This window comes from Flavobacterium glaciei (assembly GCF_003350545.1).
In the GTDB taxonomy this organism is placed as follows: Bacteria; Bacteroidota; Bacteroidia; order Flavobacteriales; family Flavobacteriaceae; genus Flavobacterium; species Flavobacterium glaciei.
Window position 1 is genome coordinate 244,512 of record NZ_QQBA01000001.1, and the last position, 13,855, is coordinate 258,366.

At 33.3% G+C, this 13,855-nt stretch carries 12 protein-coding genes; all 12 read right to left on the reverse strand.

Features of this window, described 5'->3' with window-relative positions; translation table 11 throughout:
- Positions 1-26: 26 nt before the first annotated feature.
- The 12 genes from DFR66_RS01160 to DFR66_RS01215 all read right to left on the reverse strand — a co-directional run bounded on the left by DFR66_RS01160 (position 27) and on the right by DFR66_RS01215 (position 13,828).
- Positions 27-1,142, reverse strand: a complete 1,116-nt coding sequence (locus DFR66_RS01160; RefSeq protein ID WP_114753028.1) for a glycosyltransferase — start codon at positions 1,140-1,142, stop codon at positions 27-29.
- Positions 1,143-1,170: 28 nt separating this feature from the next.
- Entirely contained in the window at positions 1,171-2,136 is a 966-nt protein-coding gene (locus DFR66_RS01165) for a hypothetical protein (protein ID WP_114753029.1), read from the reverse strand.
- 55 nt (positions 2,137-2,191) lie between these two features.
- A complete protein-coding gene (locus DFR66_RS01170; RefSeq protein ID WP_114753030.1) occupies positions 2,192-3,184 on the reverse strand; it encodes a glycosyltransferase family 2 protein in 993 nt (330 codons plus the stop codon).
- Positions 3,185-4,204, reverse strand: a complete 1,020-nt coding sequence (locus DFR66_RS01175) for a hypothetical protein (protein ID WP_114753031.1) — start codon at positions 4,202-4,204, stop codon at positions 3,185-3,187. It abuts the gene before it with no gap.
- A gap of 3 nt (positions 4,205-4,207) precedes the next feature.
- Positions 4,208-4,996 (reverse strand): glycosyltransferase family 2 protein, encoded by a 789-nt coding sequence (locus DFR66_RS01180; RefSeq protein ID WP_114753032.1) that lies wholly within the window; start codon positions 4,994-4,996, stop codon positions 4,208-4,210.
- Positions 4,997-4,999: 3 nt separating this feature from the next.
- A complete protein-coding gene (locus DFR66_RS01185) occupies positions 5,000-6,532 on the reverse strand; it encodes a glycosyltransferase family 2 protein (protein WP_114753033.1) in 1,533 nt (510 codons plus the stop codon).
- Positions 6,529-7,680 (reverse strand): glycosyltransferase family 4 protein, encoded by a 1,152-nt coding sequence (locus tag DFR66_RS01190; protein WP_114753034.1) that lies wholly within the window; start codon positions 7,678-7,680, stop codon positions 6,529-6,531. Before DFR66_RS01190 ends, DFR66_RS01185 begins: the two co-directional genes overlap by 4 nt.
- A 17-nt stretch (positions 7,681-7,697) precedes the next feature.
- Entirely contained in the window at positions 7,698-8,474 is a 777-nt protein-coding gene (locus tag DFR66_RS01195) for an FkbM family methyltransferase (RefSeq protein ID WP_114753035.1), read from the reverse strand.
- Between the two features lie 128 nt (positions 8,475-8,602).
- On the reverse strand, positions 8,603-9,478 hold the full coding sequence (locus tag DFR66_RS01200) for a hypothetical protein (protein ID WP_114753036.1): 876 nt from the start codon (positions 9,476-9,478) through the stop codon (positions 8,603-8,605).
- Positions 9,479-10,533: 1,055 nt separating this feature from the next.
- On the reverse strand, positions 10,534-10,866 hold the full coding sequence (locus tag DFR66_RS01205) for a GIY-YIG nuclease family protein (RefSeq protein ID WP_114753037.1): 333 nt from the start codon (positions 10,864-10,866) through the stop codon (positions 10,534-10,536).
- 626 nt (positions 10,867-11,492) lie between these two features.
- Positions 11,493-12,926 carry an MBOAT family O-acyltransferase gene (locus DFR66_RS01210; protein ID WP_114753038.1) on the reverse strand — a complete coding sequence of 478 codons (1,434 nt, stop codon included), beginning with the start codon at positions 12,924-12,926 and terminating at the stop codon, positions 11,493-11,495.
- Positions 12,927-12,934: 8 nt separating this feature from the next.
- Complete coding sequence (locus tag DFR66_RS01215) at positions 12,935-13,828, reverse strand: hypothetical protein (protein WP_114753039.1); 894 nt, start codon at positions 13,826-13,828, stop codon at positions 12,935-12,937.
- Positions 13,829-13,855 lie beyond the last annotated feature (27 nt).

Consider the following 13,855-nt stretch of genomic DNA (forward strand, 5'->3'; position numbering starts at 1 on the left):
TTTTCAAAACCTAACACATTAAATTTCTATACAATTAACTTCTTAATTGCTTCCTCAAAAACATCTAGTGTAAACATTCTTGACCATTCCGCAGCTTTTTTCCTTTTGGCATCAAAATCAGATTGATTCTGTAAAACCCTCTCAATTTTAGCACTATCACTCTCTAAATTCATTGTTAGCAATACGCCTCTATTTTCATAGTCTAACATATACGGAACACAAGAAACTGCAGTAGCTAGGGGAACACAACCCCAAAACATACCTTCAGCGATTACTTTAGGCCAGCCTTCACTATCAGAAGGCAATACAACAAAATGACTGTTCTGATAGGCTTTCTTAACAATGTCCTGTGTCTGGTTTCCCTTTAATGAAACAATACTTTGCAATTGTTGCTTTACTATATAATCTTCAAGAAGTTTTCGTTCTACCCCATCACCATAAAGATTCAATCGCACTGCATATCCTTTTTGATGCAAATTTTCAACTAATTGTATAGCATATAACGGATGTTTACCTTGTACTAATGCACCAACAAAAACAAAGTCAATAATTTCATTCAGACTTTTTTGAGCAAGAGGAACTTTATCATGAGCGTTATAGGAAGCTGTAAAAAAAGGTTTTATATTATGGCTCATCCCTTCCCACTCACCATAAACCAAAACTTGTATGTTACGGGTCAAAAAAGTATTGTTTAAAATCCATTTTTGCAATTTATACGTCCAAGGTTGTTTGGATTTTGGATCCCAATTACCTGCATATTTTGCAGTTTTAGATTTATTTGGAAATACTATTTGTACTAAACAAGCTAACAAACCAATATTCCCCGGACAACGTAAATGAATATGATCAGCAGCTTGCATTTCCTTAAAGAGAATGATTAGCAAGGCTGGAAGTTTCAAAATAGTCTGTACAATAGATTTAAACGTTAAAACATCAAAATTTGATACAGAAATAAACTCTATTTTAGGATGTACATACGGAATGTCAATTGCAGTTGCATCACCAATAAAAAAAGGAGCAACAATAACTAATTCATCTACATTTTCCCCCCACACATTCATTTCTCTAACATAAGGAGCATAAGCATAATATTGATTATCAGCTTTAGAATGTGGCACATGGGTAAATATTGCGAATTTCATATTATAACTATTACAATTTCTAACTGCTTTATTTATTTGACTCGCTATTTAATATTGACTCCACCACATATTTTGCTTGTGCAAATGGTGTACAAAACCCATCAAAATAGATTTTACCATTAGCGGCTATTGTTTCATGATAGTCCTCACTATCAATTATTTTATCAAAAAGTGGTTTAAATTCTGTCGTTTTTTCTATAAAATGAACGTCAGTATGTTGTGTTAAATTTATAGGCAATTCTATTTTAAAAGGAAATGACAAAACAAATAAACCTTGATTTAAATATTCAGCTAATCGCCAACTCACTGCTCCACAAACTGCCGGGTTATTTAATGCAATTTTAGATTTTGCACTTAGCTTTGAGAACATTCGGGGAGAATATTTTTCATTGTTAAGTTCGTTGTCGAATCCGTAATTATTCCCATCAGAGCGAGGTATAAATCCACCTTTAAATACTATTCTGGTATCTGCTTTACAAAAACGAATAAATTCTGCTCGAATTTGATTGGTTTCGGGTTCTTTTTTCCAAATATTAGAGGAGAAAAAAATGAAATTATCTTTTTTAAAACTTTTTTTGTACTGCAGATAGATAGGTCTCCTTAGAAGAATATAAATTTGCTGTAATACCTCTTTTAATTTTAAATAACGAAACAAACTTAATCCAAAAATACGGCAATATAGTGGAACAATATTAACTGGATAATGAGGAAAAAGTGGTTTTACTTTTGGCTGTTTATAAGAATCGTGATTGATAAGCTTATTAGTAACAAAATAAGTACTAACCATCTCATATAATTCAGAGTTAACCCCAGTAGGATCATCATTATCTATTACGGCTAGTGTATTATTAACCTTAAAAATTAGGATGGGCTTGTTATTGAACTTAGCAAATCTAGGGTCCATTTTAAATTTGACCTTATACTCATGATTCAATCCTAACAAATAGTAAGAAGAATAAAAATTAGGAATATTTAATACTTGTATTTCTCTCATAATCTTGTTATTACCTATTGCACACTATACATAGAAGCATTACATACTTAGAAACTTATTTCGGCTTATTAATCCACAAACTCCACCACCCCATAGTTCTTCCCAAGGCTTCGGTTAAGGCTTCTTTTTTATTGTTTGTAGTAAGAACATTACCATACCGAATTCCCGTTAAAAGCAAAGTAATAGCATGCCATTTCAACCTATGTATTAAAGCAGGTCGAGGGTTTTTAGTACGCCATACATACCATCCGTTGCGCACCACCATTTTCCCGTATTGATATTTATTAGGTCTGCCTTCAGTATCGTGATAATGGTACAAAGTTGCAGCAGTATTCAAATATAATTTACCCGTTTTAGCAACTCTCAAAGTAAAGTCTGCATCTTCATACAAGCCATAACCTTCAAAATAAGTCGAAAAATGAAGCGTGTCAAATACTTTTTTTCTAAATGAAGAGACTCCTCCCATCAACATTTCCACTTCATACGTTTTACCATTTGGCGGTAAAAAACCCACACTACGCCCATGAGAATACAGTGATGAATATCCTGGAGGACAATCACTGTCTAATCCTAATTTTTTACGAAGGATAAAACGACTACCGTCCTTTTGCTTCCATCCGTCGAAATAAAATTCTTGAATAGTTGGCCGATAATTAGGTCCTACAAATTGAAATTTATTCTCATTGCAAATGTAACCTCCCACACCCAACGCTTGAGGATTATCATTGTAGGTTTTGAGAATTTGTTCAAAATAATCTTTTTCTAAAACAGTATCATCGTCTAAAAAAAACACTATTTCGATGGCATCACTTACTTTCGCCACACCATAATTGCGCTGTTTTGTAAGACCTCTATGCTCAGGAGAAACTAAATAATAGTGTAGGTTTTTAAAAGGATTTTGATTCAAAACTGTTTTAGTATCTTGATTCAAAGAACCATCAACAATTATAATTTCTTCTGGATAAACCGTTTGCCCTACAACAGATTGCAATAATTGCAAAACTGGTTTTGGACGCATATAAGTACATATAATCAGAGCAAATTTCATTTATATTTTTTCGTTAAAAAGAGTAGAAAGCGTAATAAAATACGATTCTCTATTCAATAATTGAAGCCACAAATTACGGTTATTAACCTGCATCTTTTCAAAATTTTCAGCAGTTGTTTTTTGATGAAAAGCAATTAATGCTTCACAAATGTTTGTATCAGAAGCACGAATACAATGCGCTTCCCAATCGACAATCCCTTCCAAAGGTAATCTAAAATCAGTATCTATAACAAAAGGAATCCTTCCCATGGCAAGGGTTTCATAAAATCGCACAGAATAGTTACCAGCACCTCTAAGACAAAATGTGTAGGGGTTTGCAGCTATATTTTTAAAAAAATCCTGAGTTGTTTTCTGTTTATCTTGTGCTGTTTTTACTCCGGCTCGGTATTGCTTTCTAAAAATAAAATCAGTTTCAATTTGATTGTTTTTTTGCAATAAAGACAAATACTTGTAGCGTTTTATACTGGAAGGATAAAAAGCCTGATAATCAGTAAAGAGCACTTTGGTCAGTCGCTTGTAATTGTGTAGTAAAAAAACTAATATTTCTTTAATCCATTTAGTCCACGAGTTACTGGCGTGACCTACAAAACCAATTTTAGGGAGAGCTTCTTTGGATATGGGTTGAAATTGGTTCTGAATAGTAGCATAAGGATCTTCAATAAAGGAAGGCAAAATAAAGGTGTTGGCATCAAATTTTGAATTAAAACCACTTAATCTAAAAGTATAAACCGCTTTATTTAAAGTCAATCCATAATCTCCTGCAGTATATACCCATACTTTTTTATGCAATGCAATAGCTTTGTCTAGATAATCAAAAAGCCATTTTTGTTGTTTTTTTTGAAAATATTCACTGATATCTAAAGGCACAATCACTACCTCAGCCTCCTCCATTTGGGTCATTAATTCATATCGTTCCAAAAGACGATGATTTTTAGTATAACACAAATCAAACAACAACGGAAAAACACAACGTCGGTTTTCCGGTGTTAAAAAGAGTTGGTCTGTATAAATTTTTAGCATTTATTATTTTCTAAAATTTTTATAGGTTACCAATCCCCTTTTAGATTTACTATAAAGGATACACTCCAAATAAAGTCTGAATGCTCTGGCTATTTTAACCCATTTTTTATTAAAATTATATTCTTTATTTGCAGTTATGCTTTCGTTTACTAAAACTGATTGGCTTCCCTCTATTGTTGATGCCAAACGTTGATTTGTTATCCCGATTTTAGCATTCGATTTAAGTATTCGAATTGCATATTCAGTTTCACCATACCTCCCGGAAGTTTGTTCTAAATAAGTACCAAATCGATCATAAAAACTTTTTTTGGTTACGAAAGGATGATCACTGTATTGATAATAATTCTGTAAAAAATTCTGGAATGAAAATTTTGGAATCAAAGAAACAGCATTTGATAATGGAAATAATTTATTAAATGCAAAATTTGATGTAAATCGAATCAAATCAACTTTTCCCTGCTGCAATAAATCCAAGCATTCTGGCAAAACATGGCTTAATTGTGGAGACAAAAGAAAATCTTCTTGACAATAAATAATGTAGTCACCCTGACATGCTTTAATACCTTTATTAATATTAGCCGCTAGTCCCTGATTTGTTTGGGAAACAAGCAACTTATCTATTGAGAAATTTTTAATTGTTTTTAAGTGTTCTTTTTGGCTCGCATCGTCACAGACAACAATCTCTGAATTTGATATATTCAAGCTTTTAATAGCTGTTAAACATTGTAACAAATCATCGGGTCTATTGTAATGTGTAATGAGAAAACTGATTTGTTTATTACTAATTTCCATTCGTTATAATTTAGTAGCCCAATAGTGACTCTTATTCCATTTTTTTTCAAAATTGTTTAAAAATGCCGGATAATTCAAAAGAGATTCCTTTTTTAGTAATTTAAAAAAAGACACTAATTTGTAGCACTGAAGTTGTTGTAGTGTATAATGCTTCAAAAAAACATACATAATAGTAGGTGATGGTTTAGGTTGCATTTTTTCATCATCCCATAATTGTTTTACTTTGATTCTAAAACCGCCCATAGGAGCTTTGAGATGCAAAATACGTATTTCTGGGAAATAAATAACATCAAATCCGCTGTTGCGCAATTGCATTCCAAAATCAATATCCTCACCATAACCAAACTCTAAGGCCATATTAAAAGAGACGGTCGCCAAACAACTCGCCTTTACAAAACTATTTCCAGATCCAAATATTCCAGACTGATTCGTAATACTGTAGCGTTGCGGTTCATTTTTTTGAAGGTAAGCCGTTGTTAGTGCAGAAACTCCATATTGATCTACTTTATGTAAAAATGTTTCTAATAGTTTTTCGTCAAAACGATTATCATCATCATTCAAGAATACCCACTCACTTTCTACTTGGCTTAAAGCCAAATTACGGGCATTACAAGCACCAGCCTGATGGGTAAAAGTATGTTTGATGTTAAAAGGCCAAGTTTGATTTGTCAAAAAATCCAATTCAGAAACACTGCCCGGCTGCGGATTTTGTTCTACAATGATTACATGAACGGGCAAATGGGTTTGTTGTGACAAATCATGCAAAACGTCATATAAATAATTTTTCCGACCTATGGTTGGTATAATAACATCAATTGTTTTTTTATCTGCAACCGTCAAATTAGTTTGAACTGGAATACCATCTAAACTCAATTCACTTTTCTTTCTGTTTTTAAAAAACAACGAAAAAAGTAATGGTAATAGTGGAAATCGTTTTTCAAAAACAAGTAAATTCAAAAACAACAATACAATCCAGCGTTTTTTATAATGCTGTTTTACAAATCGAAATAAAGCAAATAAATTGGCTTTTACAGGAGGTATTTGTGATACATTTTTTAACAATAATTGAGGTTCTGAATAACACAATAGACCCAAAATCATTCCTACCTTAGACAATGAGTTTAAAAAATAATCAAAATTAGTGTCTGCTTTTATAGTATCTCCAATCATTTTTAGTACTGAAGCATGAATCACTCCAACATCACTGCTCATTAACCAAGTAGGATACCTACACTTTTTATTGACTTTAATAAAAGGAGATTCTTCAACATAGCCAATTCCGTTTCCTAAAAAACTAGAAGGAGAAACACCGTAAGAAAGCATCATTTTATTATGATGAAAAAGCTTTGCAATACCATCAATATTCAAACTATTTTCCAGCAATTGATGACACCATACGATAGGCTCTAGGGGAAATTGACGAGACAGTGTCATAAGTACTGAAGCAATGCTCAAATGCTCCTCAACAGCAACTGATTCATTATGATTCGACACAACTTTAGCTACACGGTTATTATGATGGTACACTACAATCACGATTTGCCAATTATAGATTGATAAAAAAGAATATTCTGTTCTGCTATTTTTTCAATATCAAAAACAGCTTCCACACGTTTTCGGGCATTTCCTCCCATTGTCAGACAAAGATTAGTATCCACTAATAACTCTAGTATTCTATCAGCGTAAAGCGTATGATCTTGTGGATGAACCAGAAAACCACTTTCACCATCGACAATCAATTCCTGTGCCCAACCAATATTAGTATTAACTACAGGCTTTTGTAACGCCATTGATTCTATAGTCACCATCCCTAAAGTTTCTGCAAAGCTGGGAAAGATACAAACGTGTGCTTGTTTGATGTAGTTTTGAATATCCTGATAAGGTATTTTTCCGAGGTAACTTACTTTTTCTAAATCATGGGGATCAAATTCTTTTTGAAGCAGTTGCCAGGTCGAATGACTGCCAGTTTGTACATCCGAAGAATCTCCACCAATTAAAATTAGCTTTGCATCTGGAAATTGCATTCTAACTTTTTTAAAAATTTCGGGTAGTTCAAACACGCCTTTCTTGCGTATAATTGTCCCTATGTACAACAACAATCCCTTTTCGAAATGTTTAGGATTTGGATTTTCAAAAAGACTCAATTCCAGTCCATAATGAATGGTTTGTACCCGTTTATTTTTGATCCCGAATAATTCCTTAGAGACGTTTCCAGCATACGTAGTAGGTGCAATAAAAGCCTTGGCTTTTTTAGTTGCCAATTTTTCAAACCAAAAATTCTTTGCTTTTTGATGTCGTTTTTCGATATGGCAAAAATAAGTATCGCTACCATGAAACCGAATCACCAATGGCGCTTTTAAATGCATAAATGCAGTTATTCCAGTCCAATCCGGTGCTTCTACAGCATCAATTTGTTCATACAGGATGTATTTATTTAAATAATTCTGGAGGTACTTTCGATGAAAATACCAACCCATGAATTTGTATTTTCTGTTTTTGATCAAATGAATGGTTATTCCCTGCTCGATAAGCACCGCATCTTCTTGCTGCCCATATACAAATACTGACACTTTGATTTTTTCATTGGACAAAGCAACCACTAAATTCTTTATGCTAGTGCCTATACCAGCAGCGTGAGCTACTCTTTCGTGTGGATATTCCGGAGTTAGAAAAGCAATGTGCATAGTGTCCTTGATTACAATTATTGATTGAATTTTACATATACATCACCAAATTGAGTATTTAAAAATGCATTAGTGTTAACAACCTCCAATAATTCATTAAAATCAACCCATTGTGGCAAAGCAAACTCTGTATTTTCTGTTATACAATAATTGAATAAAACATTTGAATTAGACAAATTATTTAAATAACGCAAACAATCAACTAACGCTTCTTTTCTTTCCGGGACGGTATATTCTAACGATAGTACATTCACCTTTTGAGAAAGACCTTTTAATACCTCTAATTCAAAACCCTCAACATCAATTTTAATAAAATCTGGTTTCCCGTATGTTTCAATCAATGAGTCTAAAGTAATCATTTCAATTTTCCGAGTTTTGTCCCAATTAATCTTTTTAAATCTTCCACTTTTTTTAGTAGAATCAATCCAGTCCTTTGAAAATGAAGATAGAATATTAGCATTAGTAGAAATATACATCAGTTGAGTTTTATTTTCCTCACCAACTCCATTTTGAAGTATTGTTATTTTTTTTCCATATTTTTTTCTTAAATATCGAACACATTCTATCTGTGGTTCGATTGCTATAATTTTGATATTATCATTTACTAAAGGTTCAATTCTGTTGCCATAATTTGCGCCAATATCAAAAAAAACACTACCCGGCTTAAGGAATTGATTATAAAAAATTCGTCTTTGCTCAATAAGAATCTTTTCATTTGAACTTACAAACCATGACTTAACAAATTTTATATTATTTACACCAAATAGATTTTTAATTATATTCTTGATATTCATACTTTTTTACTTTTTAAATTGTGATTCTATATTATTGAAATAATCCAAGAATCCAAAGATTCTATACCAAGTTTTCTAATTTTCATATCTTTACAAGAATTGTATTTCTTTCCTTTTCACACTCTACTTTATTTAAAAAAATCATTTAAAATTATTGATGTGAACTTGCGTGCTCCAGCATCATTCATGTGCCCACAAGAAGAAAAATACTCATCACCCTCAACCGCTTTTTCATAATTGTGAATTTCGGGATACATTTGATGCACTTTCTCAAAATAATCTAATCCTTTAGTATTAGTACACATGGGTGTCATAACGGCTATAAGGTTAATATCATTTATTTTGCAAAGATGCTTTATTTCTTCGTAGTATTTATTATGTAGAGGTTTTAGATTAGTCAAGTCATTTTTCATATTAGCTTTTGGTTTTTTACCCAATGGATAATAGCCTAAATGATCCAATAACTTAGTTGGTTTTTTTAGAGCATCATTATACATTTCCCTAAACCCTATTTGAGGTTCGAAGACAATATACCTGTAAAAAGGAAGGTAATAGTTAGTCCAAAAATCAGGTTGTTGTGCAAAATGTGATGCTATAACTTTAGAATCGTGAATATATGGCATAAATTTAGACGCCACACTTTCAGACTCCTTTTCATTCGACAAGTTCAAATCGGCTTCAAGGATTACATTTTTTATGATATACTTCCGTTCTATCATTAATTTAAGAAACAAAGAGGCTTCAAACAAATGCCCGCCACTCATACCATAATTAAAAGCTTTTAACCCTTTATCCTCAAACATTGGTGCAACAAAATGATTATTAGCTCTAGAGGACCCTAAAATAACTACATCATAAACCCTACCTTTTGAATTGTATACATACCCTATTTTCCCTCTATTCGAAGACTGCAAATACACTTTTGTATAGACAAAATCTAAAACAACCAACACAAGTAAGGTCAGTAGAAGTATTTTTGTTGTAAAAATTAAAAATCGTTTCATTGCTGTTATATTCTCTTTTATATTATGGTTTTAAATTCTTAAATATTGCAATGGCTTTGTAACATTGAGCGCAGTCTAAACACTCCACTTGATCAGTGAGTTGCGCTTTGTCACGTCGAGCGCAGTCGAGACGCTTATTATTCTAAAACTGATGATTTCCCAAGACAATCTCGTCTTTAGCTAGTTCTGAGCTAATCTCGACTGTGCTCGATTTGACACCTTACCCATTCTTGTCACGTTAAACGCAGTCGGGACGCTTTTTATTCTAAAACTGATACCGACCTTAGATAATCTCGACTGCGCTCGATTTGACAACGTACCCTTCTTGTCACGTCGAGCGCAGTATGAAAACTCTACTTGATTATTGAGTTGCACTTTGTCACGTCGAGCGCAGTCGAGACGCTTTCTAATCTAAATTAAAATCACCTTGAGACGATCTCGACTTTAGCTAGTTCTGAGATAATCTCGACTACGCTCGATTTGACAACGTACCCTTCTTGTCACGTCGAGCGCAGTCGAGACGCTTTCTATTATAAAACTAATATCGACCTGATAAAATCTCGACTGCGCTCGATTTGACACCTTACCCTTCTTGTCACGTCGAGCGCAGTCGAGACGCTTTTTATTCTAAAACTAATATCGCCCTGATTAAATCTCGACTGCGCTCGATTTGACAACGTACCCTTCTTGTCACGTCGAGCGCAGTCGAGACGCTTTTTATTCTAAAACTGATATCGTCCTGAGACAATCTCGACTTTAGCTATTTCTGAGATAATCTCGACTGCGCTCGATTTGACAACGTACCCATTCTTGTCACGTCGAGCGCAGTCGAGACGCTTTTTAATCTAAAACTGATATGGACCTGTGATAATCTCGACTTTATTCCGTCCTGAGCTAATCTCGACTGCGCTCGATTTGACAACGTACCCATTCTTGTCACGTCGAGCGCAGTCGAGACGCTTTTTATTCTAAAACTGACATCGACCTGAGATAATCTCGACTACGCTCGATTTAACACCATACCCATTATTGTCACCTCGAGACTTTTAATCAAATTATTCATTTACGTCTTCACCATCTGGTTTGTATTTATGATGCGTTGCATTTCTACATTCTGATAAATTTTGTAATCTGTCAAAATCCCCATCAATTAATGCTTGCTTTTTTAATCTACTCCATTTTTTTAATTTCTTTTCAAACTCAATAGCCTGATTAGGATCTGTAAAATCCTGATAAAAAAATAACGTAACAGGTCTTCTACTATGCGTGTAAGCTTCCTGATATTTACCTGCATTATGTTCCATAATCCTCCTATCAATATTAGAAGTTACTCCAACATAGAGTGAATCATCATTACAAAGAAGAATATATACATAATAGAATTTCATACTCTAATTTTTTATTATCAAACCTATCTAGACTTGATAATTGATTTGCAATTTGTCACGTCGAGCGCAGTCGAGACGCTTTTTAATCTAAAAATAATATCGCCCTGATAAAATCTCGACTGCGCTCGATTTGACAACGTACCCATTCTTGTCACGTCGAGCGCAGTCAGGACGCTTTTTATTCTAAAACTGATACCGACCTTAGATAATCTCGACTGCGCTCGATTTGACAACGTACCCTTCTTGTCACGTCGAGCGCAGTCGAGAAGCTTTTTATCATAAAACTAATATCGCCCTGAGACGATCTCGACTACGCTCGATTTGACAACGTACCCTTCTTGTCACGTCGAGCGCAGTCGAGACGCTTTTTATTCTAAAACTAATATGGCCCTGAGACGATCTCGACTACGCTCGATTTGACAACGTACCCTTCTTGTCACGTCGAGCGCAGTCGAGACGCTTTTTATTCTAAAACAAATATCGCCCTGAACAATTCTCGACTTTAGTCTGTCCTGAGCAAATCTTGACTGCGCTCGATTTGACACCGTACCCATTATTGTCACGTCGGGCGCAGTCGAGACGAATTATAATTTAAACGTTACTTACAATCAATATTCTTATTTATATCAAAACTGAAAATAAATAAATTCTTTGTAATCAGAGTACGTACCCAAAGCTATAATCGCTGCTAGACATAACGTTAATTTCAAATAACTATATCTCCCAGAAATAGGTTCTAATTTGGTTCGGCTTTTCCATTCCACAAGTATAAATGCAAGGACTAAAATGATGATTTCAAAATTGTATCGCTCGTTTTCTAAATACTGAGATTCAAAAATGCGATTTGTAAAAATACGAGTTATGTATTCAAATGCATCTCCTATCGATTTTGCCCTGAAAAACACCCAAGCCAAACAAGTTAATGAAAAGGTACTAATAATACTTGCAATCACTTTAAGTGAATTCCAATTCCAATACAATGAAACCGTTTCCATATTAGATCTGTTCTTTTTTAAAAGCAACAACGGTAAAAAATACAAGGCATTAATAAATCCCCACGCTATAAATGTCCAATTAGCGCCATGCCAAAAACCACTGATTAAAAATATTACAAAGGTATTTCGAATTTTCATCGCCATGCCACCACTGCTTCCGCCCAAAGGAATATATAAATAATCCCGGAACCAAGACGATAGCGAAATGTGCCAACGACGCCAAAACTCAGCTATATCTCTTGAAAAATATGGATAATTAAAATTACGTAATAAGTCAATTCCAAATAATTTTGACATTCCTAAAGCCATATCCGAATAACCCGAAAAGTCTCCATAAATCTGAAATGCAAAATAAACTGCTCCCAATAACAATGAAAGTGAATTCATGGAATGATAATTATCAAAAATTGCATTGGCATAAGTAGCGCACGTATCGGCAATAACTACTTTTTTTACTAATCCCCAGATAAACTGAAAGATTCCCTCTTTGGCCTTTTGATAATCAAAAGTACGTTTCACTTTTACTTGTGGTAATAAATGTGTGGCTCTTTCAATTGGACCTGCCACCAATAATGGAAAATAGCTGACAAACAAAGAGTAATCCACAAAATTATATTCTGCCTTAATTCTTTTTAAATAAATATCAATAACATAAGACAAACCGTGAAAAGTATAGAACGAAATACCCACCGGTAAAACTACATTCAGCAATAAAGGACTTGTTTGTAATCCAAACCCATTCAGTAAATCGGAGAAAGAATCCGCAAAAAAATTATAATATTTAAAAACACCTAGAAAACCCAAATTGATACTGATACTCAACCAAAACCAAAATTTTCGAGAGCCTTCGGATTTTGCTTTTTCAATTCGAATCCCTGTGTAATAGTCTAAAAAAGTAGAGAAAACCAACAGAAACAAAAAACGCCAATCCCAACAAGAATAAAAATAATAACTCGCTATAATAAGAACTGCATTTTGATTGCTTTTATTTTTATTAAAAACAAACCAATACAACAGGAATACGATAGGCAGAAATATAGCGAAAGATAGAGAATTGAAAAACATGCTAAATTTTATTTTTTATTATTTATTATTTTTTCCACTACAATTTCAGTGAATTTTCTTGACCCCATTTCATTCAAATGAAAACAATCAACAAACATCGAATCTTCTTCTATGGCATCAGAAAAATCATGTAAATCTGGGATTTTAGTTTTTAATTTTTTTATATAATCTAAATTTTTAGTATGCTTACAAAAAGGAGCACAAAAGAAAACAATTTTTAGATTATTTGCTGCTCCGTATTTTTTTATTTTTTCGTAATAAGGATTATGTGATGCTATAGAGGTTGGCAAGGCAAGATGGTTGCTGTGCTTACCATCATTTTTTCGTAAAGGACTATACCCTTTATTTGCGACCACCGTCGTTTTCTTGCCTATGACGTTTGCAAAAACATCCCTAAACCCAATTTTTTGATCACTTGCACAATATCTAACAAAAGGAATATAATACGTACTTAGATCTTCTCCTACATAATCAATCAAATAGTCTTTTGTAATTTGATTTTCCTTAATAAAAGGCGCCATTTCATACGGTAAATTAATGGAGTGACCCTTAATGTCATAAATATAATCTACTTGAATAAACACCGTATCGGAGGCAATATTATACCATTTCAACAATTGCAAAACCGTGTAAATATCGCCCAGTTTAGCCGCTTCATATCCTAAATTAACGCATTTTTTTTGAGTGTTATTTTCAATAATGAATGGGTCAATTCCATTTTCAACTCTTGAAGAACCTAGAAAAATATAATTGACTTTGGAGTTTTTAAGACTTCTTAGATATTGGAATTTAGTCCTTGGATTAGCATTTTTATAAACAGAGGTGTAAGCAAAATCGAATGCCAATAGTAGTATTAGAATAATAGTTAAAATACCGATAATCTGAATTATAAATTTTTTCATAGTAGACTAAAAGTAAAGACTCAAATT